Below are 26,037 nucleotides of genomic sequence, written 5' to 3'. Positions count from 1 at the left end.
TCTCAAACCAGCCGAAGTTCCTTCACCAGGTCACTGAAATAGGCAATGGTGCGCTCCAGACCCTCTTCCAGCTGAACCTGGGGTTCCCAGTCCAGCTTTTCCTTGGCCTGCGTGATATCGGGCCGGCGTTGCAGCGGATCGTCCTGCGGCAGCGGCTTGTGAATGACCTTGGATTTGGATCCGGTCAGACGCAGCACTTTCTCGGCCAGCTCCAGCATGGTGAATTCACCCGGATTGCCCAGGTTGATCGGACCGGTCACCCCGGATTCGCTGTCCATCATGCGCAGGAAGCCTTCGACCAGATCATCCACATAGCAGAACGACCGGGTCTGGGTTCCGTCGCCAAAGATCGTGATGTCCTGTCCGGTGAGCGCCTGCACGATAAAGTTCGACACCACCCGGCCATCCGCATGGTGCATCCGCGGCCCATAGGTGTTGAAGATCCGCACCACTTTGATGTCCATGTCATGCTGACGGTGGTAATCAAAAAACAGGGTTTCGGCGCAGCGCTTGCCTTCGTCATAGCAGGAGCGCGGGCCGACCGGGTTCACATTGCCCCAGTAATCTTCGGACTGCGGGTGGACATGCGGGCTGCCATAGACTTCGGACGTCGAAGCCTGGAAAATCGGGCAGCGCAGACGTTTGGCCAGGCCCAGCATGTTGATTGCGCCATGCACGCTGGTCTTGGTGGTCTGGACCGGGTCGTGCTGGTAATGGATCGGGCTGGCCGGGCAGGCCAGATTAAAGATCTGGTCGACTTCGACATACAGCGGGAATGTCACATCATGGCGCAGAAATTCAAACCGGGGATGTTCATGCAAATGATCAATATTGCGCTTGGTCCCGGTGAACAGGTTGTCCAGACACAGCACCTCGTGATCCCGTTCCAGCAGCCGATCCACCAAATGCGATCCCAGGAAGCCAGCTCCACCGGTCACCAAAATCCGCTTCCTGCTATCATATAAACGTGTCATCAAATACCTCAATTCTGTTCATGGCCGAAAACGCATATTCCCCGGCTCATTGCAATCGCTGAACTGAAAAACGCTATTTTCACGCAGACCTGTGTTCAGCCTGCAAATCTGGCAGTGACGTTATCTCACGCCCTTTTACCGCCCCGGCCCTAGCCGTCAACACCCGTCAGGGAAACCGCCTCAAAAGGTCTCGGGTAGGCGGCAAATATAGGCTGATTGGCTCAAATCAGGGCATCTCGAACACCCGGGCTGGGGAACCGGCCTTCGGCATGACCAAAGCAAATGAAATGCAGCGCCGGATTCAGTCCGGTTTCCCCCACATCCGTGTAATGGCTGACATACCATGGCGCATCAAAGAGCCCGGATGTGTTGAGCAATGTAATGGCCTCTTGCGTCCGGCGGCTTTGGCCGACCGGCATACGCCTGCGGGCCATTCGGGCGTCAAGCACTCCGACATAGGCCCCCAGGGCAATCTGAAACTGGACCTTCAACCCGTCCATCTGCGTGACCTGATGCTCCAGATCCTGTGTCAGCCGGGCGATGTCCTCGGCCCGGGCCGCCACCTCCTGTGCATGGGCCTTCTGGCTGGCCAGCTGTTTTGCACTCCAGGCCGCGCTCTGCTCGGCGTGGTGGTGTTGCAGCGTGCTGAACTGGGTCTGCTCTGTGGCCAACTGGGTTTCCAAATCCGCCACATGGGCCTGTGATTCTGTGGCGACCAGGCGGGCGTGCGCCAGTTCCGACAACAGCTTTCTGCCGACCTCTTCCATCTCGTCCCGGGCCATCCGGGTATCCACGAGCGCGGTCCGGGTCTGGGCCAGCGCCGTCTCTGCCGCATCGCGCGCCTGGGCGGTGGCGGCTTCGGCGGCGCGGCTGGTCTCCAGCGTCGCATCACGCTCGGCCAGCGTCGCGTCACGCTCGGCCAACACCGCGTCACGCTCAGCCAACACCGCGTCACGCTCGGCCAGATCCGCCTGGGCCTGCGTCTGCGCCTGGGCCAGCGCCGTCTCTGCCGCCTCGCGCGCCTGGGCGGTGGCAGCTTCGGCAGCGCGGCTGGTCTCCAGCGCCGCGTCACGCTCAGCCAGATCTGCCTGGGCCTGGACCTGCGCCTGGGCCAGCGCCGTCTCTGCCGCCTCGCGCGCCTGGGCCATGGCGGCTTCGGCGGTGCGACTGGCCTCCAACGCCGCGTCACGCTCGGCCAGTGCGGCGTCACGACCGGCCAGCGCCGCGTCACGGTCAGCCAGAACCGTCCGGGTCTGGACCAGCGCCGTTTGTGCGGCCTCCAGCGCCTGGGCGGTGGCAGCTTCGGCGGCGCGGCTGGCCTCCAGCGCGGCGTCACGCTCGGCCAATGCCGCGTCACGCTCAGCCAGATCTGCCTGCGCCTGAGCCTGCATCTGGGCCAGCGCCGTCTCTGCGGCCTCGCGCGCCTGGGCGGTGGCGACTTCGGCGGCGCGGCTGGTGTCCAGCGCTGCGGCGCGTTCGGCCAGCGCCGCGTCACGCTCAGCCAGATCCGCCTGGGCCTGGGCCTGCGTCTGGGCCAGCGCCGTTTCCGCCGCCTCGCGCGCCTGGGTCGTGGCGGAAACCGACGATTGGGCCGCCTCCAGCTTTGTGCTCAGGTTGGTCAGCTTCTGTTCGGATTGCTTGTTTTCGCGGGTCAGCGTGGCGATGGCCCCGGCAAGATCGTCGAATGTGGGGGCCACCAGATCAAACGCGGCCCGGATCTGATCCAGCTTTGCCTCATCTGTGTCCTCATAATCGTCCCGCGCCCAGCGTGCCATGATGTCAAAGACATCCCGCACCCATATCAGCAGCGTTTCATCCTCGAACAGACGCTGATCATCAATCGTATGGTGGCGCCATCTCGGCGACAGGAACCCGTCTATCTTTTCGGCCGCCTGGGCCGCCGTCACCGGCCACTGGATGTCCAGCGTCCGGGCAATCCGGGCCGTGCAGGCGCGCCAATCCTCCAGCAGACTGTCATAGCGGGTCACCACCCGTGCATGTCCCCGGGTGCTCCGCTCGGCATCCAGAACATGGCGCAGCCATGCCAGCAACGCCGCAGACCGGGGGAAGTGATTGCGCACCTGCAACGAATCCGCCACCTCGAGCGGATTGCGGATCGGCAGCACAAAAGCCGGCGTCACCTTTTCCCGCTTCAACGCTTCGGCCCAGAACGGGGTCAGCCGACACAGCCGCGGGTCCTTGAGCACGAACAACGGCGAGGTCCCGAACTCGCCGCGCAGAACCTCCTGGGCCCGGACTGCAAAATCCTCGGACCTGTCTTCTGGAAACGCCGCGACATCAACCGCCGTCCAGCCGCTCCAGAACGACCCGGCCTCGGTCAGGATCTTGTCGTTCAGCTCCATGACCGGTTTGGATTCCCAGAACCCCAGGTCATTGTCCTTGTCCTGTGCGGGCAGCATATGCGCCGGAAGATCGCTGCCCATCAAATTCAGGACACGGGTCAGGCTGGACGTCCCCGAACGGTGCATCCCCAGCACCATGATCGCCGTTCTCTTCCTGCTCGCCGGTCTCTTCTTCGACTGTTTCTGCTTCAACAGCTCTGTCAATTCATGCTTCCCGCAATTTTTTTCACGCCCAGGAACATCAAACTGGGCACCTGTGTATTTATTGTTACTTGTCCCCGTCTGTTCCCGACTGTCAAGCTGACGGCACAACACCATGGGGTCATATGTGTTGATAAATCATGCAATCCGCCCCAGCGACCACATCCCACACGCCGCACATATTGCAGAGCCCGAACATTAATGGCTAATAGTACATATCCACGGCCCCCCCGGGGGCCACAGTCAATTCCTTTTGAAAAACGGAAAGCTTCCCTATGAAAATCTCTGTCGCCGGCTTGGGATATGTCGGCCTTTCCAATGCTGTTTTGCTGGCACAAAAACACGATGTTTGCGCAATTGATATTTCAGCGGATCGTGTCGGCATGATCAATGCCCGCAAAAGCCCGATCATTGATGACGAGCTGACCGATTATCTGGCCCAAAAAGATCTTTCCCTGACGGCAACAATGTCTGCGGATGACGCCTATTGTGATGCGGATTATGTCATCGTGGCGACCCCGACCGACTATGACCCCACCACCAATCACTTCAATACCAGCTCGGTCGAAGCGGTGATTTCCGAAGTCATCGCCCGCAACAAACGGGCCACGATCGTGATCAAATCGACAATTCCCGTCGGCTTTGTCCAGGACGTCTCGGAGCGGCTGAACACCGATCAGGTCATCTTCAGCCCGGAATTCCTGCGCGAAGGGCGCGCCCTGCATGACAATCTGTACCCGTCGCGGATCATCGTCGGGGAACGGTCGGACCGGGCCCAGATCTTTGCCGACATGCTGCGTGACTGCTCGCTCAAACCCGATGTCACCGTTTTGTTGACCAACCCCTCCGAAGCCGAGGCGATCAAGCTCTTTGCCAATACCTATCTCGCCATGCGGGTGGCCTATTTCAACGAACTCGACAGCTATGCGCTGGCCCATGACATGGACAGCCGGCAAATCATCGAAGGCGTCGGCCTGGATCCGCGCATCGGCACCCAGTACAACAATCCGTCCTTCGGCTATGGCGGCTATTGCCTGCCCAAGGATACCAAACAGCTGCTGGCCAATTATTCCGAAGTGCCCCAGAACATGATCCGGGCCATCGTCGAAGCCAACCGGACCCGCAAGGATTTCCTGGCCGACCGGATCCTGGCGCGCGCGCCCGAATGCGTCGGCATCCATCGCCTGGTGATGAAGGCCGGATCCGACAATTTCCGCCAAAGCTCGATCCAGGGGATCATGAAGCGGATCAAGGCCAAGGGGATCGAGGTGATCATCTATGAACCGGCCATGACCGAGGACGCCTTTTTCGGCTCACGCGTCATTACCGATCTCGACGCGTTCAAGGCCGAAGCCGATGTCATCATCGCCAACCGGGCCGCGCCCGAATTGGCCGACGTCGACCACAAGCTGTTCACCCGGGATCTGTTCGGCTCTGACTGACAAGAAAGACCTGAGCCCTCCTCACGGGAGGGGGGCTCCGATCTCGAGATCCCGCTCTGCCGGCGGGGTCTTGCCCCGGCGCGACGATGCGGGCCAGCCGGGAGTGTCGGGCCCGGCGGGCGTGTCGGGGTCCTTCAGACACTCCTGCACACGCGCGATGACATCGCCAACATCCAGCCTCCAGCCCTCCCGGATCTCTGCATCGCACAGGATCGGGTAATAGCGGTGCCCTGCATCCAGGGCGACCTGACCGATGACCCCCGACAGATAGCTGCGGGAGGTGATTTCGATCAGCCTGCAGCCGCGCGGGCTGAAGATGGCATTCGCCAACCCTGCCCCATGCAGCCCGGCCACGACCGATGCCCTGGAAAAGATCTCGGCCTGCTGCGCAATGGTATACCCGCCGGAGTCAAAGATCTCGAACCCCAGCGCCCGAAAGGCCTCTTCCAGCTCCTGCGTGTTCTCCAGGCGGCGCAGCGTGCTGTTTGCCCGGCTCACGAACAGCTTTGTGCCGCCCTGCGCCAGATCCCCGACCTGGGTACGCCCCGATTGCAGGGCGCGGGTATAATCGACGCTCCAGCTGGCCGCATCCACCATGATCCCCACATCCATCAGAACCGGGCGCACCGACGTGCTGTGTTCGGTGCACACGATCCTGTCTTGCGGGATATCCAGCAAATCCAGGATCTGCCGGTCCATGCCGTTGATCTCGCCGCACCAGTAGATCGGACATGTGAGACCCAGGGATTTATAGGTGAACAGATACCGGCCCCGGTCAATCAGGGAATGGTAATAATTCCGGTTTCCGGTTCTGGGTGCCACAAAGCCAAGCGGGATCCGGCGCTTGGGAAAGATCTTGCGGATTTTCCCGAATGTGGTGGCATGGTGAAACAGGTCGGTGGTGGGCAGGTTCAGCATCCATTCCCCCCCTTCCCGAAACACGATGGCCCGGGGGACGTGTGTTTCACACACCCCATTGACCACAAACACCTTGCGTAGAGTCTGATTCGGGCGCGGTTTGACCCGGTTGGTCGCCGTCTCGTTGAAGGCGGTCAGCAACCTGTCCTGCAAAGGGCTGAGCGGTGCTGTCCCGGTCACGGCCCCGTCATCGTGCAATTCGATCCGCAGGGCTGCCCTGGTCCGACGCACGGATTTGATCAGCCCCGGAAGACTCGAGGCGACACCGGAGAGCGGTCTGGACATGACATTTTCGATCAGGTTCAGATCGAGCTGATAGATCGGTTCGACAAAATCGGCCCGACGATAGTATTGGGGATTAAAGATGGCCCCGGCCAGCAACCTCTCGGTTCTGATCTTGTTGTGAACATGGGGGAACCTGTCGATGTTCCCGGCGATGTCCTGAACGAATTTGGCCCCCAGATCCATGTCGATGCGATTGAGGATCCGCGTGATGTTCATGATGTTGGCATCGCCCGGAAAATGCCGGTTTCTGATGTCCCGGGTCTGCGCATACTCATGGATGAACAGCATCATCTTGTGGAATTTCCGACTCTCTTCGCTCTCGGCAAGCACCGTGAGGTTTTCCAGAAAGGTCTCTGGATCGGACTCCGACGCGATCCGCAGCACCTGCAGCATATACCGCCGGTCGCGCTTCCAGATCGGCTCTGAGGGCGACCTGTCCGGGTCGGTCTCTGCTGGTTCGGCCGGCCTCGACGTCACCCTCTCCAAACCAGCGGCCTTCGCCTCCCGGCGCTCAATCATCTTCCAGCGCTGAAAAGCACAATATCGGTTATATAGAGTCGATAAAAACATTCGCTCACCGGTCAAACAGTTACTGAAAATCGGAGCGTTCGGAAAAGTCGTCACGCCCATAAAAAAAGAACAATATATGATCGTGATAGAGCGCCCCGCCCCCCCTGACAACCGTGTGTGGCAAGATGCGGCACCCCCGGCCGCCCCTCCCCCGGTTGATGCGGGGGAAAGAGGCAGCCGGGGGGGAAGATGTTCAGGTATAGGGCGGCAGGTCGATCGGACCATCGTCCGGGACCGCAACCGGAACCGGGTACAGCCGGTCATGTGGCGCATCCGGACCGTGCGGCAGCACCAGGCTCAGACAGATCTGCCCGCCGCTGCGGCAGACATCCGACAGGATCCAGTCACAGCCAACGTCAGAGCGGTCCCGACACCCGCCTTCCGGGATATCCGAAAAATCATAGGCGTCTCCATTGATGATCAGACTGTCGCCGGCGCGGCTCAGATCCAGAATATCGTCACAACGAACAGGGGAAAAAACAAGATGCATGGGGATCTCCTCAATACCAGCGGCCAATGGCCATGAGCGACACTTCGGGTGCGACGGCGTTGGATCCGGACACATCCCAGGAATGCACCGCAGCGCTAAACGCGCCGGCCCCATCATTCTTTGCCGCCACGATGCGCGGCCCCCCGGTATAGCGGCAGGTCACCGAAAGCGCGGGCGAAACGTCCACCGTGGAAAACCCGGACGGAAAGGTCCAGGTCGCCGCCCCGCCGGAATTGGTGGTGAAATTTTCATTCCAGCAGATCTGGGTGCCATCGGCCAACCGGATATATTGCCCGTTGGCATTGCCGCCCTGTTCGAACACGGCCCCGGTCGGGTCGCCCGCGGACTGGCTGACCGCGCCCAGCAGATTGCCGGGCCCATAACCGTAATCCGCCCGCATCAGGCGTCCTGCGGTTGTATCCATCGCGCTGCTTTGGACCGCGGTGCCGGTCACCGGCGCGTCCAGCTGCACCGTGCCCGGATCGGCCCGCAGCACCTGGGTCCAGCTGCTGCCATCGGCGCTGACCTTGATCGAAAACGCCGTATCCCCCGCCAGGCCCATTTCGGCATGGCCGGTCCAATTCGACTGGAACAGCAGGCTGGCGGTATCGCTGTCCGACGCCTTGTTCACCTTGACCCTGTGATCCGCCCCGGCATGGGTCAGCAGCACCGCCTGCGACGCCACCGCCAACCGGTTGGTGTCATCCGCTGCCGTTGCGATCCCCACGCGGGCAACCTGGTCGGTGCTGAGATCCGGAATACTCCAATTTCCCCCGGTATAGACTCTGATTTTGGCCTCTGTCGTGTCCCAGGCCAACCACCCTTCCTGCGGGTCGAGAAACTGCCACGCCGTGCCGTCCCAGGTGGCGATTTTGCCGTCCTGCCCGGCCCAGGCCAACCCCGGCACCGCGCCCAGGGCGTGGCTGTCGCCGATCCCCGGTGTGTCGGGCGGCGTGTCGGCCCCAAAGGCAACGATGCGCAATTGCACCAGGGTATCGAGCCCCTGAATCGCCTCGTTGTGGGTTACATGTTTCTGCGCCTGCGAAGGCTGGATATAGGGCAACCCTAGTTTGGGCGATATCTCTGTCATGTCCGCTCCGGAAATTGCTGCACGAATGCTGTGATCGCCCCTTTTGTGACCGCCAAAGATGGAGACCGGCTGAACCGGGCGCGCGGGCCGGTAATCCTTTGGAAACCCGACCGCACCCGCCCCGCCTGCACCATGTTGCCATCCCATCCCCGGCCCGATAGCTATGAACACATGTCAGCAAACAGGGCGGGTCTCATGATCACTCCGATAATCCTCTGCGGCGGTTCCGGCACCCGGCTCTGGCCCCTGTCGCGCAAAAGCTATCCCAAGCAGTTCGTGCAGCTGGTTGGCGACAATTCGCTGTTTCAGGCCTCGGCACAACGCATGAGCGGCGACGGCTTTGCCGCCCCCGTGGTGCTGACCAATTCCGATTTCCGCTTTATCGTCACCGAACAGCTGACCGAAACCGGGATCGACCCCGCCGCCATCCTGATCGAACCCGAGGGCCGCAATACCGCCCCCGCCGTGCTGGCCGCCGCGCTGTGGCTGGAGAAAAGCGACCCCGACGCGTTGATGCTGGTGGCACCGTCGGACCATGTGGTGCCCGATGCCGCCGCCTTCCGCGCCGCGGTCGCCACCGGAACCGCAGCCGCCACGGCCGGGGATCTGGTCACCTTTGGCATCACCCCCACCCATGCCGAAACCGGCTATGGCTATCTGGAACTGGCCGGATCGGCGCAGGACCCCATCGTCAAACTGTCCCGCTTTGTCGAAAAACCGGACGCGGCCAAGGCCGAAGCCATGCTGGCGGCCGGCAATTTCCTGTGGAACGCCGGTATTTTCCTGTTCTCGGCCAAAACCATCATCGCCGCCTTTCGCGCCCATGCCCCGGCGCTGTTGGCCCCGGTCCAGGCCGCGGTGGACGCCGGCAAACCGGATCTGGGCTTTCTGCGTCTCGACCCGGCCGCCTGGGCGGCCGCCGAAGATATTTCGATCGACTATGCGGTGATGGAAAAGGCCGACAATCTCAGCGTCGTTCCCTTTGCCGATGGCTGGTCCGATCTGGGCGGCTGGGATGCGGTCTGGCGGGAATCGCCACGCGACGGCAATGGCGTCGCCAGCGCTGGCCCGACCACGGCGCTGGATTGCCAGAACACCCTGCTGCGCTCAGAAGATGACACGCTGGAACTGGTGGGGCTCGGGCTCAAGGACATTATCGCCATCGCCATGCCGGATGCGGTCCTGGTGGCCGATGCCTCGCGCGCACAGGACGTCAAACAGGCGGTCACCGCGCTCAAGGCGAAACCGGCCCGTCAGGCCACCATGTTCCCCAAGGATCACCGCCCCTGGGGCTGGTTCGAAAGCCTGGTCATGGGCGACCGGTTTCAGGTCAAACGCATCACCGTGCATCCCGGTGCCGCCCTCAGCCTGCAATCGCATCATCACCGGTCGGAACATTGGATCGTGGTCGAAGGCACCGCACGGGTCACCATCGACGACGAGGTCCGCCTGGTGGCCGAAAACCAATCCGTCTACATCCCGCTGGGCGCAGTGCACCGGATGGAAAACCCCGGCAAGGTGCCCATGGTTCTGATCGAGGTTCAGACCGGCAGCTATCTGGGAGAGGATGACATCATCCGATACGAGGACGTCTACGCCCGCCCATAAGGTGAAACCGCGCCGAAGCGGCCCTGGGCGGTGTCCTTTGGGTCCGGGCGCGGATCCGGGCCCCTGCCCGCTTCACACCTGGGCCCTCACAACAAGAACACCCCAAAAAAAGAAACAGGCTGCCAAAAGGCAGCCTGTTTCGTAATTTTCAGATCAGCACCAGACTGAAGCGATCAGGAACCGCCGGTTGTCGTGGTGGTGGTGGTGGTGGTTTCATCATCATCACCGATGACGATCGCCAGGAGCAGCGCACCAGCTGCAATGCCCCCGATCGCGGTCCCACTCAGAGTGCCGCCGGTCACACCGCCCGTGAGGGGCTGAGCAACAGCATTCGCATATGCTGGATTAACGGTCCCGGCACGGCAGGTCACCTTGAGCCGGCCATCTGCCAGATATTCTGCAGCGGTCACGTCACAGATATTTGCATCACGTGCATCGCTCAGAGCATCGGCGGATGCAATTACAGGCATTACCATCGCAGCGGTAGCGAGAGCAGCAATCACTTTTTTCATAATCAAACCCCTTTTGGCTGAAGTTAGCCAAGTTGTAGAACAGATTATATACCTTTTCAACGAGACATGCACGCCATCGCATTAAATGACGTGTTTTTTTGCCACGCGCGTGCCGATTGCCTAAAGGCTGAGCCTGCGCAACCGTATATATCCGATCTCGGGGCCCGCCCATTGCCGGGATTGCCAGACCACATTGGCTCTGGGATCGACCCAGTAATCATTGGTGATCGCGCCCCCTGCGCCGGTACAGGACTGCTGAACATGGCGGGTGACGTGGCGGCGCCCCACAATCTCGAGCGTTTGCGACCCCTTGTCGCTGATCTCGCAGATCAGCGACAGGCGCAGGGCCTGTTCATCGCCGCCGCGAATCAGTTGCACATGGCTGCCCCCGCCAACCGGGCCCGGCTGATCGCCGCTGACCCGTACATCGCTGGACAGGATGTCGGCTCCCAGACCGCGGGTTGCCACCAATATTCCGTTGCGCGTCGTCAGCGTGGCATCATCGCCCGTGCGCCAGACCGTCACATGGCCCCCGGCCCCGTCATCGCGCGTCGCATTCACCGACAGATAGGCCGACAGCCCCCGGTTTTCGACCGTGGCCTCCAGGGCACCCCCGTCCAACGCATCAAGCTGCGCCCGGGTCACCGGCGGCAATCCCGGATCCGGCTGTGTCCGGGCCCGGATCACATTCCCGATATTGCGGACCACCTGTTCCTGCAACGGGGCTTCTTCGGTGCCACGCGAACATCCCAACACCGTCAACAGGACGGCAACAGACAGGACAAACCTCATTGCCAGAACCCCGCCCATTGATCGGTCAATGCCTTTTGATGCGCCTGGCGCACCTGTCCATACAGCCGGCCCGGCACATGTACCCGCGCGCCACCATCGCGCTGGATCGGCCGGATCACCGTGCCCATGCTCTTGCGGCTGGGTTTGCCCAGGAACCAGCCCAACGGCATCGAGAACCGGATCCCCTTGTCAAAGGAGCCTTCCCCGAATTCGGCCGCCGACACATTGGTCAGGGTGAAAAAGGCCCCGACCGACCAGCCATTCTTGAACACCCGGTCCAGACCGAATGTGGCCCCCACGTCTCCGGCCAGATAGCGACCCGCGTCGATCTGGCCGTGAAAGCCGTTGTTGAAATCCATATAGGCCGACACATGCCCGGTCAGAACCCGGTAGTCCTGGAACCCCAGCCGTTGGTCATAATCGCGCTTGAGCGCGTAATTGGCCTCGACCCCCAGCGCCAGCAGGCTGTTGACCGGTTTCCACAGCAGTTCGCTCGACAGGCCGCCATAGCCATATTCGAAATAGCCCGCACTCACCCGTGCATAAAAATCCTCGCGCGGCTGCCAATAGCGGGCGACATACAGATTGTTGAGCGTGGTGCCATATTGCGCATACAGCGCCTGATCGGTGCGCACCGGCGGCAAGGCCGATGTCGACACCCGCCCGTCCTTGAGATTGCCGGCAATCCGCTGCCGCAGACGCCCCGCAATCACCCAGCCCGGTGCCGGTTTAAAGGTGGCGCCCGCATCAACCCCGACATCAATCCGGACCGGCTGTTGCGGGTCGAAATAGGCGGGTGCAAAATACGGGGTGAGCGACCAGCTGAAGTCGGGATACAGATCCCGCCCCGGCACCGCCGTCTCCGCAGCCGGACCCGCAGCCCCGAACCCGACCACCGCATGCATCGCATCGGGCGCTTCGGGATCAAACTCCAGCGCCTCCAGATCCGATCGCCGCATCGTGACCCGCGACAGGCTCAGCCCCTGGGACACCAGCACCAGGTCAAAGGTCTCGACCGATGGCGGCATCACCCGCGACAGGGCCCGCGCCGCGCGGCCCACCGCCACGGCATTCGACTTGTAGCGGGTGTTGCGGAACCGCAGTTCGACACGATCCGCCGCCACATCCAGGCTTTCCAGAATCAGGCCGTCCTTCTTGAGGATCGGTTGCAGCAGCGACCGCAGCAGCGGGGCCGGGCGGCCCTCGGACCAGGCCGTGCTCCAGGCTTCGGGGTTGCTGGCCCGATCGGGACGGGCCGTCACCGGCTGAGGCGCGGAAATTGTCATCGGCGTGGGGGGATGTTTTGGATTGAGCTGGATCTGCGCATTCACACCCAATTCGGATCCATACAGGTAATAGGCCCCCAACCGGGTGCGCGGGCTGACCTGATATTCGACCCCGAAGTTGACCGGGGATTTCTTGACGAACACCGATGTGGTCTGGGTCTCGGTCACATAATCGTCCGAGGAATATTCCAGTTTGAAGGACAGGCGGTCATTGGCGTGCCATTCTACCCCGCCAAACAGCGCCATGGGCCCGCGGAACCATTGATCATAGGACAGCTGCCCCCCGGTATTGGCGGGGTTAAAGGCCGGTCGAGTGCCAAAGCCGCCAAAGGATCCATACGATCCCAGCCGCCCCCAACCGATCCCGGTGGTCACCTGCAGACGCCCGGGCAGGCGCGACGCCCCCAGGGACGGTGTTTCGAAATTCTTGGTGGCGACGACATATTCCCCGGCATAGATCCCGGTGCCCGCGAAATCCTGCAGTCCCAGAACAATCCCGGGGCGCCAGTGATTTTCCTCGGCCAGCCGGAACCGCACATCAAACCCGCGGTCGTAATAGGTGGGGAACCCGACAAGGTTCCAGTTCTGGATCGAATTGTAGCGAAAGCTGGCCGACATCCAGGGCGTCGGCTGAAAGGTCAGCGTATAACGCCCCTGGCCACCGAAATAGGACACTGTCGTGGTGAACTGCCCCTCGGGCAGCATGTCGGCGCTCGGCATGTCGATCAGCCCCGGCACCCCGTAAAAGTTCAGCGTCGGAACCGGGAGGGTCCGGAACGCCGGTTCCCGGGTCACGCCGTGCAGCGTTGTGGTGTCGAGTGCGGATTCGGATGCTGTGGAACCGGGCACCGCCTGATCCTGTGCCAGCGCGGTTGCGCCCCATACAGCACATATTGCCAGGGCCATCCCCCGGATGCACCCTCGCCCGGCACGATTCCCGATGCGGGCCGCGACCTTGCCTGTCCGTCTGCTCGCCACCAATGGGCCCTCGCCTGTCATCTTCTGTCGCCCTTAGACCACGAAGGCGGGGGGCAGATCAATTCCCTTGACCGGTCCACATCCGGACACGGCACCAAAACAGCACCGTTACAGGCTGACGCGATTGTCCTGCCAGACACAATAGCCTTCGACCCAGCGCGTCACCACTTCCAACGCGGCCTTGTCGTCACTGTCGGCCATGGCTTCGCGCAGACCGCGCAGCACCGCCGCCATTTCGATCTCGCTCAGCATGTCTTCCTGCGCACAGAAGATTTTCTGATGGCGCGTCCCGATCAGATCCTGGCTCAGGGTCAGCTCTTCTTCCATCTTTTCGCCCGGGCGCAGACCGATGACTTCGATCTCGATATCGCCATCCGGCGTATCCGCGTCGCGCACCGTATACCCGGCCCGCTGGATCACCTGCCGGGCCAGTTGCATGATCGGCACCGGTTCGCCCATGTCCAGCACGAACATCTCGCCGCCCCGGGCCTCGGATCCGGCCTTGAGCACCAGCTGCACCGCTTCGCTGATGGTCATGAAATACCGTTTCACCCGCGGGTCGGTCACTGTGACCGGTCCGCCCCGGCTGACCTGGTCCTGAAACAGGGGCACCACGGATCCCGACGACCCCAGAACATTGCCAAAGCGCACCATGGCAAAGATCGTGTCGCCATAGCGGGTGGCCAGATCCTGGACCACCAGTTCGGCCAGCCGCTTGCTGGCGCCCATCACATTGGCCGGGCGCACCGCCTTGTCGGACGAAATCAGAATGAACCGCTCCACGCCCAGATCCGCCGCCTCGCGCGCCAGCGTCTGGGTGCCGAACACATTGTTGGACAGCCCCGCCAACGGATTGGCCTCGACCAGCGGCACATGTTTATAGGCCGCCGCATGCAGCACCACCTGCACCCCGTGATCGGTCAGCGCCTTGCGCACCTGACGCGGATCCGTCACCGACCCCAGCACCGGCACCACTTCGACTCCGGTGCCCTCGGCCAGCTGTTCCAGTTCCTGATGCACCAGATACAGCGCCAGTTCGCTCAGCTCATACAGCACCAGTTTGGCCGGGCGACAGGCCAGCACCTGACGGCACAGTTCCGATCCGATCGACCCGCCGGCCCCCGAGATCAGCACCGCCCGTCCGGCATAGCTGTCGCAATCGGCCTCCAGCGCCACGGTATGCGCGGTCCGGCCCAGGAAATTCTGCGGGGCCACCGGTGTCAGCTTGTCCACCAGCGCCTCTTCGCCAATCAGCTGGGCAAAGCTGGGCAGGGCCTGCACCTCGAGCCCCATCTTCTGAAGCCGTTTGATGATCTGGGCCTGCTTTGGCTGGCTTTGGGAGGGCATGGCCAACAGAACCCGGTTGATGTTGCGGGCCTTGGCAATTTCGGAAATGCGCGCCGGTGGAAACACCGACAGCCCCATCAGCGTCAGATTCTGCAGCGATGTATTGTCGTCCACAAACGCCACCGGATCGATCCGTTCGTGGGTTTTCAGCGCCTGGGCCAATTGGGTTCCGGTGGTCCCGGCCCCATAGATCAGCACCCGACGACGCGGCTGTGCCCGGCGATAGATCGCCTGAACCACCTGCGCCAGCACCGCCCGCATTGCCACCATGAACAGGAAATAGCTGATGGCGAACATCACATGGGTTCCCAGCGGCAGGCTGATGCCGCTCACCCCCATCAGAAACGCAGCGGCGGCGGCGGTCAGCACGGCCAGAACCGCCGTCAGCCCCACAGCATGGCGTTCATAGGCGATCAGTTGCACATGTGGCAGCCCCAGCCGCAGGGACAGCGCCGCCGTCACCGCCATCAGATACGGCAGGATCGGGAATGTCAGCGCCAGCGTTTCCAACGGCATCGTCGGCAGGGACTGCATCGTATAGGTGAACAGCAAGGCCACCGGGATCAACACCAGGTCGATCGCGAGAAAAACATAGCTCTTTTGCTTTCGGGTGAGCGCGCTGATCAATCTAAACATTCGGGTTGCAGCCCCTCATCAAGAATATTTCACGGGCAAAACAGGTGCCCTGTCCCAAATCATCAGGGTCGACGTTACCCGACCCATCACCGTAAAAGGTCACAAAACCAGTAGACTGCCTCTAAAAGATCTTCAGATATCATTAACTCAATTCTACTCGTTTGCAAAATGTTGACTGGCAAAAAATCGCCATTTCATCGGATTTTTTACGGAAAGCCGTCCCCGACCGCATCTTGTGCCACAGCGCTGCCCGGCAAACAGGCATCTGAAACACCGGCACCCCCGCTCAGGCCTTCTGCTCGGACCCCCTGCTCGGGCCTTGTGCCTTCGCCCCCGGCCCGAGAGACATCCGGGATAGCCCGGGCACATCCGCGCCCGGGGCCCGCGCACAGGCGTTATTAACAGGCGTTATTACCCGAGTTATTCTGCAGCGCGCGACGTCTGCATGATTCCACCGAGATACTGCATGAGATCGTCTCTGAGGTCGTCCCGCGCGAGGGCGAAGGCGACGGTGGCCTGCAGGAAGCCGGCCTTGGAGCCGCAGTCAAACCGCTGCCCGCGGAAGCGGTAGCCATACACCGACGTGCCCGCGTCGATATCGGCGGCGATCGCATCGGTCAGCTGGATTTCCCCGCCGGCACCGGATTTGATCTTGTTCAGGTTGCTCAGCACGCTGGGGCTGAGGATATAGCGCCCGATGACCGCCAGGTTCGACGGGGCCTCTTCGGCCTTGGGTTTCTCGACCATCCCATTGACCGACACGATCGACCCCATGTCCTCCTTGACGTCCAGCACCCCATAGGCGCTGGCCTTTTCCGGCGGGACTTCCATCGCCGCAACCATGTTGCCGCCGGTTTCTTCGTAGGCCTCCACCATCTGCTGCAGACAGGGGGTTTCGGCCGCAATGACATCATCCGGCAAAATCACGGCAAAAGGTTCATTGGCGATCAGCCGCCGCGCGCACCAGACCGCATGCCCCAGACCCAATGCCCGGTGCTGACGCAAATAGGCGATGGCACCGCTTTCCATATTGGTCGCCTTGAGCGTCTCCAGAAGCTCGTCCTTGCCCTTCTTGCGCAATTCCTGCTCCAGAACAGGAGAGGTATCAAAGTAATCCTCCAACGCCCCCTTGCCGCGCGACGTCACAAAGATGAATTCCTTGATCCCAGCCGCCCGCGCTTCGTCAATCGCGTATTGAACCAGCGGGCGATCCACCAGCGTCATGATCTCTTTTGGAACCGATTTGGTCGCAGGCAAAAACCGCGTCCCCATCCCCGCAACGGGGAAGATTGCCTTGGTGACTTTTCTAGACATATCCAACCTCAAATACATTCGTCCGACGTATCGCCAAACCCTAAAGATTTTCCCTCTTTGGACCAAAACCCGAGGCAAGGCAATCAAGTTGCCGGACCTCCCAGACCCCCACCAGGTCGTGTCTGGACCACTCAGATGTTTCGCGTGCGAAACATAACCGCCCGCCCCAAATTCCGACCAAAAGCGCGAGAGTCCGCGCCGACCCGGGGCCGACCCGGGCCCTGTTTCAGGCCGCAGGTCGTGTTTTTTTGGCTCCAAAGTTATGAATAGACTCTGTTTGGGCCTCTCAGTGGCTCCGCAGCCAATCCTGCAGAGCCTCGGCCAGATGTTCGGAAATACCATCCCCGATCAGCTCAATCCGCCCCTGATCCGGGGTGAACCGCATTTCGATCCCTGCGGTCACGCGGGTGACAATCCGCTCATTTGCCGCGGGTCGATCCGTGGTTGACCGCAGACGCGGGCGCGCCGGGGGGGCCGGATCGGCCGGCGGGGCAGGGGGAGCCTGGCGTTCGGCCAAAAGCGCGGCAAGAATGCGCATCTCGGCCCCGGCGGTGTCGCGCGGGCTGTCCTTGAGCCGCGCCTTGACCGCATCGCCAAACCCGGGATCACGCACCATCTCGCGCGCCAGCGCCAGGCCCAGCTTCTCCGAGATCGCCGAGGGAAACCACAGGACCGCGTCAAAGGCTTCGACCAGCATGATAAAGGTGCCGATCTTGGAGCGTTTGGAGCGCGCCGCATTGGCAAACAACCCCTGCAAGGCCGCCCGCTGAGTCGGATAGATGTCTTCCTTCATCGCCCGAACCGCAATGCGCGCGCGTTCATAATGGCTGAGATTGACCCGGATCTCATTCTCTTCGACCATCGCGACATAGGCGTCCTGGGCCGTTTCCGGGGTGATGACCATGGCACGGACATGGGCAAATTTAGGGTCTGAGGTCTCTTTGTAGAGTCGCTTGAGCGCGCTCAAGCGGCGCCAGCCGGAAATCAGACCATGGGTGCGCCCCCCAGCCGGATCCGACAGGCGTTCGACTTCGACCGGCATCTGCTGGCCCCGCGCCCGCAGGCTGTCCATCAGCGCGGTCATTTCCTCTTCGTCCTGCTCCAGACGGTCGCGCACAAGATAGCGTTCGTCGATCACGTCGAGCGGCAGCAGTTCGATCATCCGCCCCTCGGCCCGGGCCGAGGCCAGGGCCTGGCTGACCTCTTCGAGCGCAGCCGCCGCCGAAGCCTCGCCTGCCACCTGCGCAATGGGCGCCGCCCCAAGCGGCATGGATTTGGTTTCCGGAGCGCGCATCCCATCAACGGGACCGCTCGGGGATCCCCCCAGAAAATCATTGCGTGCGGGGGTCAGTCGCTTGCGTTTTGCCATGTCTGCTCCTCCTGTTTGCCCTTGTTAGGGTCTGTTATTCTGCGGCCTGCCGGGAGTCGAGTTCGGCGCGACGCCAAATGCCCAGCAGCAACCGTTTGAACGCGGCATAGGTGGCGTCGAATGTCTCGCGCCCACGCGCATAGGTTTCGCGGTTGAAATCACGATAATCGGCCTCGTAGATGCCATTGACCTGTTCTCCGGCCTGGCCGATCAGCGCGGTGAAATCCTGCCGGTGCGGTGACAGCGTCTTGCCCAGATAGGCCTGCATCAGAGCCGAAAGTTCGCCCTGTTGGGCGCCGTCATACCGGGTGATCACGGTGCGCACCGCATCCCATTCGAACCCCATCTCGGGGCGGCCGAGGGCGCGGGCCGCAACATTTTCGCCGTCTTCGATGCTGGCGAATGTGGAATGCAGCATGTCAAAGAACCGCCCCGTGGAATCGAATTCAAGAAACGAGGCCCCCATGGGCACCAGCAGAATATCCGCCGCCGCCAGACCATTGATGGTCAGATAGCCAAGCGCAGGCGGGGTATCGATGAACACCAGGTCATACTGATCCAGCACCCCATCCGCCTCCAGCCGGTCGGTGAGCGCGTCCCACAGCTTCCAGCCGCGCGCCTGCATCCGCCAGACCGGAATCTGGAATTCGGCCCAATACAGGTTCAGCTGGGCACCAATCAGGTCGATGTTCGGCCAATGGGTGGATTGGATCACATCCCCGGCCGTCATCTCCAGCGCCGCCGCCAGGTTGTCGTCCAGCGGCTGGGGCGGGTCGCCCCGGTCCAGGCGGCGCTGATTGTCGAGGCGCAGATATTCGCCATAGTGGCGCGCCAGCAGCGGAAAGGCCGTCTGCCATTCATCATCGACCTTGCCGCCAAAGATCGAGGTCATCGAGCCCTGGCTGTCGAGATCAATCACCAGCACGCGATACCCATCAAGCGCCGCCGACATCGCCAGATGCGCCGCGGTGCTGGTTTTGCCCACGCCGCCCTTGAAATTGGCCACGGCAACCATCTTGGCGGGCTGTCCGGGGGGACGATAGGGCAGGTAGTTCTTGGCTTTGGATCCCTGTGCCCCAAAATGCGCGCGCAGGCGCAGCACCTCGTCGAGGGTGAACCATTTGGCGCCGCCTTCGGTTTCGCTGCGGCCCTGGGGCAGGTCGGGGTTCTGTTTCAGCACCCGACGGAAATGGGCCTGGGCGACGGGGATCAGATAGCGGGTGATTTCCCAGGTCGAAAACAGGCGCAGCTGTTTGCGGCCATCTTCGTCAAGACCGCGGCTGGCCAGATCCACCCGACCCCGGGCACAGGCCTCGGCGATGGCCGCAAAGCCGCCTGTCTCTGTGGGTAACTCCAGCTCCGCCATCGCGGCGTCTGGGTCGATGTTGAAATAGGGGGGCAGGGCTGTGCTGTCCTTGGCCATGTGAAATCCGCTCGATGTGCTGTGTTTTCCTTAGAATACTGCAAAACGCATCACATGGAAGCAGAATGCGCATATCACATGATTTTTCTCAGCAAAATAAGGGGATGTTGGTGCCAATTTAGCGCAAGTTTCCAGGCATGGCGATTTTTTTATAGTGTTATATTTGTGTTATTTCCTGTTATGGACCCTGTATATGTCAACCTGTGCATTGAAAACAAAGGGTTTTTGGGGATTTTGACGGGATGTCGTGACTCTGAAACCCCGAAGAAGTGACTCTGAACCCCCGATCAAGCGACTCCAAACCCCCGTTGTGCGAGCTTGTGGATAACTCTAGGGTGGGTGTCACTAAAACCACGAAAGAAAACGAGTCGGATCCGACGGAAATATCCGGGGAATTCGGCCAAGGGGATGACCCTGAACACAGGGCGCCCGAGCGCAGGCAGATGAGGACGAGGCAGTGACTGGTATGACCGTGGCAGGCGGGAAGGGTGCAGACCTTTTGCCGGACCGAATGCGACAGAGCGATTTTTTCGTCTGCGATATTTTTGATGCCATCCCCAAGAACGATCTGGCGAGCATGGAGCATCCGCTGTTTTCGCTGGCCACCCGACCGGATCGCCGCATTCTGGAGTATGAGCACAACAGGGTGCAGATCACGGTGACACCATCGGTCAAGGGATTGGCGACGATCCATGACAAGGACATCCTGATCTTTTGCATCTCGCAGCTGATGGGGGCGCTGAACGCGGGCCGCCAGGTCAGCCGGACGCTGCACCTCAAGGCGCATGATCTGCTGGTCGCCACCAACCGCGAAACCAGCGGGGACGCCTATCGCCGTCTGCGCGAGGCCTTTGAGCGGCTGGCCGGCACCCGGATCACCACCAATATCGCCACCGGAGAGACCGAGACCACCACCGGGTTTGGTCTGATCGAAAGCTGGGAGATCGTGCGCAAGTCCCCCACATCGGCCAAGGGTGGCGGGCGAATGGTCAGCGTGGCGGTGACGCTGTCGGACTGGCTGTTCCGGGCGGTGCTGTCGAAATCGGTGCTGACGCTCAGCCGGGATTATTTCCGTCTGCGCAAACCGCTGGAGCGGCGCATCTATGAACTGGCGCGCAAACATTGTGGCCGTCAGCCGGGGTGGACGGTGTCCGTCGAAACGCTGTTGAAGAAATCCGGATCTGCCAGCCCCCGACGGGTGTTCCGCAAGATGCTGCGCGACATGATCGAGGCGGGGCATCTGCCCGATTACGACATGCGCGAAGAGCCCGGCGATCTGATCCGCTTTACGCCGCGCGGAGGGCTGGTCGAAGGCGATGCCCGCCCGCCAACCCTGTCCGAGGCCGCCCGTGACGAGGCCCGCCGCCTGATGCCCGGTGTCGATGTCCATGCGCTGGAGGCGGATTGGCGCGGGGTCTGGGCGCGTTCGGGCGCACCGCGCCTGCGCAAGCCGGATGCGGCCTTTTTGGGGTGGGTGCGCAAACGCAGCGCGCCGTAACGCCCCGTAACGCCCCGTAACGCACAGGGACGCACAGGGACGACGGGTGAGGTTCCATGTGGCCCGATTGGGACCCTTTGACGTGTTGGCGCAATTTATTCGCTTCCCCCGGTGACTGTTTGAGGTTGGGTTGCTAAAGGGGAACTGAGTTTGAGACCGGAAATTGAGATAAAATGCAGATACAAGAAACGTCCCTTCCCGGTGTGAAGGTTCTGACCCCCAATCGGTTTGGCGATGCGCGCGGATTTTTCAGCGAAAGCTGGAACAAACGGCTTCTGCACGACCATGGTATCGATCTGGAGTTCGTACAGGACAATCATTCGATGTCGGCCCAGACGGGCACCATCCGTGGTCTGCATTTCCAGGCCCCGCCCCACGCCCAGGACAAGCTGGTGCGCTGTGGCCAGGGGGCGCTGTTTGACGTGGCGGTCGACATCCGCAAGGGCAGCCCCACCTATGGCCATTGGTATGGCGAAGAGCTGACAGCAGAAAACGGCAAGCAGCTGCTGGTGCCCGCCGGGTTTCTGCACGGCTTTGTGACCCGCGCACCCGATACCGAGATCCTGTATAAATGCACCGATTATTACGCGCCCGACTGTGACGGGGCCGTCCGCTGGGACAGCTGCGGGATCGACTGGGGGATCGACCCAGCGCAGGGGGGCGATCCGGTGCTCTCGGGCAAGGATGCGGTGGCCCCCGCCCTGGCCGATTTCGACAGCCCGTTTGTCTGGGAAGGATAAGAGACCATGAAACTGCTTGTCACCGGGGGGGCGGGATTCATCGGATCCGCCGTTGTGCGCCAGGCCATTCGGGACGGACATCAGGTGGTCAATCTCGATGCGCTCACCTATGCCGCCTGTCTGGACAATGTGGCCAGCGTCGCGGACAGCCCGAATTACGTGTTCGTGCAGGCCGACATCCGCGATCGGGCGGCGCTGGACCGGGTTTTTGGCGAACACAGCCCGGATGCGGTGATGCATCTGGCCGCGGAATCCCATGTGGACCGGTCGATCGACGGCCCCGGCGATTTCATCGAAACCAATATCACCGGCACCTACAACATGCTCGAGGCGGCGCGCAGCTATTGGATGCAGGCAGGCAGGCCGGAGACGTTCCGTTTCCATCACATCTCGACCGACGAGGTCTATGGCTCGCTGCCCAGCGACCCCGACGTGCTGTTCACCGAAGACACCGCCTATGACCCGCGTTCGCCCTATTCGGCGTCCAAGGCCAGCTCGGACCATCTGGTGCGCGCCTGGGCCGAGACCTATGGGCTGCCGGTGGTGCTGACCAATTGTTCGAACAATTACGGCCCCTATCATTTCCCCGAAAAGCTGATCCCGGTGATCATCCTGAACGCGCTGGCGGGCAGGGATCTGCCGATCTATGGCGATGGGTCCAACATCCGCGACTGGCTGTTTGTCGAGGATCATGCCGATGCGCTGCTGACCGTGGTGCAGAAGGGCGCGCTGGGGCGGACGTATAACATCGGTGGCGAAAATGAACGCACCAACCTCGCGCTGGTGGAGACGCTGTGCGGTATTCTGGATGAAAAACGTCCGCGGGCCGATGGCGCCTCCTATCGGGCGCAGATCACCTTTGTCACCGACCGGCCCGGCCATGATGCGCGCTATGCCATCGACCCGACCCGGATCCGGACCGAACTGGGCTGGCGGCCCAGTGTCACGGTCGAAGAGGGGCTGGCGCGCACCGTGCAATGGTATCTGGACAATGAAAACTGGTGGCGGGCGCTGCAGGACCGCGCCGGCGTGGGCGAACGTCTGGGAGTGAAAGCATGAAGTGTCTTGTATTCGGAGAGATCGGCCAGCTGGGTCAGGAGCTGATCCGCCGGGCCGGTGATGTCACGCTGGAGGTGCGCGGGCTGGACGAGGCGGATTTCACCCGCCCCGAAACCTGCGTTGCCTTTGTCACAGCGACAGACGCCGATGCGGTGATCAATGCGGTGGCCTATACGGCCGTCGACAAGGCCGAAGAGGACGAACCGCTGGCCGAGATGATCAATGCCACCACCGCCGGTGCCCTGGCCCGCGCAGCGGCCGCGCGCGGATTGCCGTTTGTACAGGTGTCGACCGATTACGTCTTTGACGGATCCGGTGATCAGCCGTTTGCGGTGGACGCCCCGATGGGACCGCTGGGGGCCTATGGGCGCACCAAGCTGAACGGCGAAATCGCGGTGCGCGCGGCAGGCGGGGTGCATGCCATCCTGCGCACGTCGTGGGTGGTATCCGCACATGGACATAATTTCATCAAGACCATGCTGAAGCTGGGCGCCGAGCGCGACCGGCTGACCATTGTGGCCGATCAGATCGGCGGCCCGACCCCGGCGGCGGCGCTGGCCGATGCCTGTCTGGCCGTGGCCCGGCAGCTGGTGGCGGATCCGTCGAAATCGGGCAGCTACCATGTGTCGGGCGGACCGGATGTCAGCTGGGCCGATTTTGCCCGCGAGATCTTTGACCAGGCCGGGATTGACTGTGACGTGGTCGATATCCCCAGTTCAGACTATCCCACACCGGCCCGGCGCCCGCTCAATTCGCGCATGGACAATTCCGCGACCGAGGCGGTCTTTGGCCTGCCGCGCCCGGATTGGAAGGCGGGGCTGACCGAGATCCTGGCCGATCTGGACGCCCTGAAGAAAGACTGATTTTCATGACGCGGGCCGGATCGGCGCAGAACCTGCGGCGCAGGCCCATATTCGAGAGGTTGAAACACAACATATGACCAACCGCAAAGGCATCATTCTGGCGGGCGGCAGCGGCACCCGGCTGTATCCGATCACCATCGGGATCTCAAAGCAGCTGCTGCCGATCTATGACAAACCGATGATCTATTATCCGATCTCGGTGCTGATGCTGGCTGGTATCCGCGAGATCTGCATGATCACCACGCCGCAGGACCAGGCCCAGTTTCAACGTATGCTGGGGGATGGCAGCCAGTGGGGAATCGCGCTGACCTATGTGACCCAGCCCAACCCCGAGGGGCTGGCACAGGCCTATATTCTGGCCGAGGAGTTTCTGGATGGCGCGCCGTCGGCCATGGTGCTGGGCGACAATATCTTTTTTGGTCACGGGCTGCCCGAACTGATGGCGGCGGCGGATTCCCAGACCACCGGCGGCACCGTGTTCGGCTATCACGTGGCAGATCCCGAACGCTATGGTGTGGTGGATTTTGCCCCCGACGGGTCGGTCAGGTCGATCATCGAAAAACCGCCGGTGCCGCCGTCGAACTATGCGGTGACGGGGTTGTATTTCCTGGATGGCACAGCCCCGGAGCGGGCCCGCAGGGTGCGCCCCTCGGCGCGCGGAGAGCTGGAGATCACGTCGCTGTTGGAGATGTATCTGGAGGACGGCGAACTGACCCTGCAACGCATGGGGCGGGGCTATGCCTGGCTGGACACCGGCACCCATGGGTCCCTGCTGGATGCGGGCAATTTCGTGCGCACGCTGGAAAAACGCCAGGGCCTGCAGACCGGCTGTCCCGAAGAGATCGCGCATCAGAATGGTTGGACCACGGATGCGCAGTTGGCAGAGCGGGCCGAGCTGTTCAGCAAGAATGGATATGGCACCTATCTCAAGGGGCTTTTGCATTAGCAGGACAGGATTTGAACGATGAATATTCTCTTTGTGCACCAGAACATGCCCGGGCAATATCGCGAGCTGCTCATGTGGCTGGTCGCGCAGGGGGGGCATCGGATCGTGTTCCTGACCCAACGCCAGGATGCGCCCCGGATCAACGGGGTGCTGACCCGAACCTACAAGCCCCACCACAGCCCCGACGCCAAGGCCTATGGGCTGTCCAAGGTCTGGGAAGAGGCCACGGGGGCGGGGTTTGGGGCGGCCATGGCCGCACGCGATCTGGAACAGAGCGAGGGGTTTCGCCCGGATCTGATCCTGGGTCATACCGGTTGGGGCGAGCTGTTGTTCATGAAACAGATCTGGCCGGATGTGCCGATCCTGGGATTCTTTGAATATTTCTACAACGCCACCGGCGGGCTGGTCGGGTTCGACCCGGCCGAGCCGGTTTCCGATCACATGCCGTTCCTGATGGAGGCCCGCAACGCGGTGCCCTATGCCAATATCCACAAGGTGGATCTGGGCCATGTGCCGACCGTCTGGCAAAAGAACACGTTTCCCGACGCCTTCCATCCGAAATTCTACACCTGCCATGACGGGATCCGCACCGATCGGCTGGGGCCTGACCCGGAGGTGTCGCTCACGCTGGGGCGGCTGGAGCGGCCGATCACCCGACAGGATGAGGTGTTCACCTATCTGGCCCGCAATCTGGAACATGCCCGCGGCTTTCACATCTTTATGGCGGCGCTGCCCCGGATCCTGGCCGCCCGGCCCAACGCACGGGTGCTGGTGGTGGGGGGTGATGATGTTTCGTATGGTCGCAAGAGCAAGCACCCGCAGGGGCTGCGCGCCGAGCTGACCGAGGCACTGGGTGACAGCGTCGACTGGAACCGGGTGCATTTCCTGGGCCGGGTGCCCTATTCCAGCTTTTGTCAGGTGGTCCAGATCAGCCGCTGTCACCTGCATCTGACCATGCCCTTTGTGATGAGCTGGTCGCTGCTGGAATCCATGGCCATGCAGGCCACCATCGTGGCGTCCGATGTGCCGTCAGTGCGCGAGGCGGTGACCCATGGCAAAACCGGGCTGCTGGTGGATTTCTTTGATCCGCAGGCGCTGGCGGATCAGGTGATCGACGTGCTGGCCAACCCCGGTGCCTATGCCCATCTGGGGCCCGCGGCCCGGGCGCATGTGGTCGAAACCTATGATTTCACGACCCGCTGCCTGCCGGAACATATCCGGCAGATGAACGCCCTGGTTCCGGCACATCTGCGGATCGCGGTGCCGGGCTGATCCGGTCCAGGTCCCGTGCCCGCCCCCCTGTGCCCCCCTGTGTCCGCCCGTGACCAGCCCG

Annotated in this window: 20 protein-coding genes; 8 read left to right on the top strand and 12 right to left on the bottom strand. The window is 62.1% G+C overall.

Annotated features, from left to right (window positions below; translation table 11 throughout):
* Positions 1 to 2 precede the first annotated feature (2 nt).
* A complete protein-coding gene (locus tag K3727_21665) occupies positions 3 to 974 on the bottom strand; it encodes an SDR family oxidoreductase (GenBank protein UWQ93512.1) in 972 nt (323 codons plus the stop codon).
* A gap of 221 nt (positions 975 to 1,195) precedes the next feature.
* Positions 1,196 to 3,475 carry a hypothetical protein gene (locus K3727_21660; GenBank protein UWQ93511.1) on the bottom strand — a complete coding sequence of 760 codons (2,280 nt, stop codon included), beginning with the start codon at positions 3,473 to 3,475 and terminating at the stop codon, positions 1,196 to 1,198.
* Between the two features lie 338 nt (positions 3,476 to 3,813).
* Between K3727_21660 and K3727_21655 the strand changes: the two genes are divergently transcribed.
* The gene (locus K3727_21655) at positions 3,814 to 4,980 is read left to right on the top strand and encodes a nucleotide sugar dehydrogenase (protein UWQ93510.1); all 1,167 of its coding nucleotides are present in this window, start codon (positions 3,814 to 3,816) and stop codon (positions 4,978 to 4,980) included.
* Positions 4,981 to 5,001: 21 nt separating this feature from the next.
* Here K3727_21655 and K3727_21650 read toward each other — a convergent pair whose 3' ends face one another.
* The 3 genes from K3727_21650 to K3727_21640 form a co-directional block, all read right to left on the bottom strand.
* Entirely contained in the window at positions 5,002 to 6,660 is a 1,659-nt protein-coding gene (locus K3727_21650) for a glycosyltransferase family 61 protein (protein UWQ93509.1), read from the bottom strand.
* A gap of 286 nt (positions 6,661 to 6,946) precedes the next feature.
* Positions 6,947 to 7,249: a hypothetical protein gene (locus tag K3727_21645; protein UWQ93561.1), complete on the bottom strand. Its 303-nt coding sequence runs from the start codon at positions 7,247 to 7,249 to the stop codon at positions 6,947 to 6,949.
* 4 nt (positions 7,250 to 7,253) lie between these two features.
* The gene (locus tag K3727_21640; protein ID UWQ93508.1) at positions 7,254 to 8,333 is read right to left on the bottom strand and encodes a DUF2793 domain-containing protein; all 1,080 of its coding nucleotides are present in this window, start codon (positions 8,331 to 8,333) and stop codon (positions 7,254 to 7,256) included.
* A gap of 195 nt (positions 8,334 to 8,528) precedes the next feature.
* On the opposite strand from K3727_21640, the gene K3727_21635 reads away from it, so the two are divergent.
* Positions 8,529 to 9,941 (top strand): mannose-1-phosphate guanylyltransferase/mannose-6-phosphate isomerase, encoded by a 1,413-nt coding sequence (locus tag K3727_21635; protein ID UWQ93507.1) that lies wholly within the window; start codon positions 8,529 to 8,531, stop codon positions 9,939 to 9,941.
* Positions 9,942 to 10,114: 173 nt separating this feature from the next.
* Here the strand turns inward: K3727_21635 and K3727_21630 are convergent, their stop codons facing one another.
* From K3727_21630 to K3727_21600, 7 genes are all read right to left on the bottom strand, one after another.
* Positions 10,115 to 10,453, bottom strand: a complete 339-nt coding sequence (locus K3727_21630) for a hypothetical protein (GenBank protein ID UWQ93506.1) — start codon at positions 10,451 to 10,453, stop codon at positions 10,115 to 10,117.
* 120 nt (positions 10,454 to 10,573) lie between these two features.
* Complete coding sequence (locus K3727_21625) at positions 10,574 to 11,245, bottom strand: YjbF family lipoprotein (protein ID UWQ93505.1); 672 nt, start codon at positions 11,243 to 11,245, stop codon at positions 10,574 to 10,576.
* Positions 11,242 to 13,437 carry a YjbH domain-containing protein gene (locus tag K3727_21620; protein ID UWQ93504.1) on the bottom strand — a complete coding sequence of 732 codons (2,196 nt, stop codon included), beginning with the start codon at positions 13,435 to 13,437 and terminating at the stop codon, positions 11,242 to 11,244. The genes K3727_21625 and K3727_21620 overlap by 4 nt, the downstream gene beginning before the upstream one ends.
* Before the next feature lie 180 nt (positions 13,438 to 13,617).
* Positions 13,618 to 15,492: a polysaccharide biosynthesis protein gene (locus K3727_21615; GenBank protein ID UWQ93503.1), complete on the bottom strand. Its 1,875-nt coding sequence runs from the start codon at positions 15,490 to 15,492 to the stop codon at positions 13,618 to 13,620.
* 420 nt (positions 15,493 to 15,912) lie between these two features.
* On the bottom strand, positions 15,913 to 16,806 hold the full coding sequence (gene galU, locus K3727_21610; GenBank protein UWQ93502.1) for a UTP--glucose-1-phosphate uridylyltransferase GalU: 894 nt from the start codon (positions 16,804 to 16,806) through the stop codon (positions 15,913 to 15,915).
* Positions 16,807 to 17,092: 286 nt separating this feature from the next.
* On the bottom strand, positions 17,093 to 18,175 hold the full coding sequence (locus K3727_21605) for a ParB N-terminal domain-containing protein (GenBank protein ID UWQ93501.1): 1,083 nt from the start codon (positions 18,173 to 18,175) through the stop codon (positions 17,093 to 17,095).
* 34 nt (positions 18,176 to 18,209) lie between these two features.
* Positions 18,210 to 19,598, bottom strand: coding sequence for an AAA family ATPase (locus K3727_21600; protein ID UWQ93500.1), 1,389 nt, complete (start codon positions 19,596 to 19,598; stop codon positions 18,210 to 18,212).
* A gap of 466 nt (positions 19,599 to 20,064) precedes the next feature.
* Between K3727_21600 and K3727_21595 the strand changes: the two genes are divergently transcribed.
* The 6 genes from K3727_21595 (at position 20,065) to K3727_21570 (ending at position 25,976) form a co-directional block, all read left to right on the top strand.
* Entirely contained in the window at positions 20,065 to 21,096 is a 1,032-nt protein-coding gene (locus K3727_21595) for a replication initiator protein A (protein UWQ93560.1), read from the top strand.
* Between the two features lie 173 nt (positions 21,097 to 21,269).
* Positions 21,270 to 21,836, top strand: a complete 567-nt coding sequence (rfbC, locus tag K3727_21590) for a dTDP-4-dehydrorhamnose 3,5-epimerase (GenBank protein ID UWQ93499.1) — start codon at positions 21,270 to 21,272, stop codon at positions 21,834 to 21,836.
* Positions 21,837 to 21,842: 6 nt separating this feature from the next.
* Entirely contained in the window at positions 21,843 to 22,895 is a 1,053-nt protein-coding gene (gene rfbB, locus K3727_21585) for a dTDP-glucose 4,6-dehydratase (GenBank protein UWQ93498.1), read from the top strand.
* Entirely contained in the window at positions 22,892 to 23,758 is an 867-nt protein-coding gene (gene rfbD, locus K3727_21580) for a dTDP-4-dehydrorhamnose reductase (protein UWQ93497.1), read from the top strand. The genes rfbB and rfbD overlap by 4 nt, the downstream gene beginning before the upstream one ends.
* 73 nt (positions 23,759 to 23,831) lie before the next feature.
* A complete protein-coding gene (gene rfbA / locus K3727_21575; GenBank protein ID UWQ93496.1) occupies positions 23,832 to 24,704 on the top strand; it encodes a glucose-1-phosphate thymidylyltransferase RfbA in 873 nt (290 codons plus the stop codon).
* A gap of 18 nt (positions 24,705 to 24,722) precedes the next feature.
* Complete coding sequence (locus K3727_21570; protein ID UWQ93495.1) at positions 24,723 to 25,976, top strand: glycosyltransferase; 1,254 nt, start codon at positions 24,723 to 24,725, stop codon at positions 25,974 to 25,976.
* Positions 25,977 to 26,037 lie beyond the last annotated feature (61 nt).

This window comes from Rhodobacteraceae bacterium M382 (genome assembly GCA_025141015.1).
In the GTDB taxonomy this organism is placed as follows: Bacteria; Pseudomonadota; Alphaproteobacteria; order Rhodobacterales; family Rhodobacteraceae; genus Aliisedimentitalea; species Aliisedimentitalea scapharcae.
The sequence above is the reverse complement of the archived record's forward strand: the minus strand, read 5'-3'. Positions and strand labels throughout refer to the sequence as shown.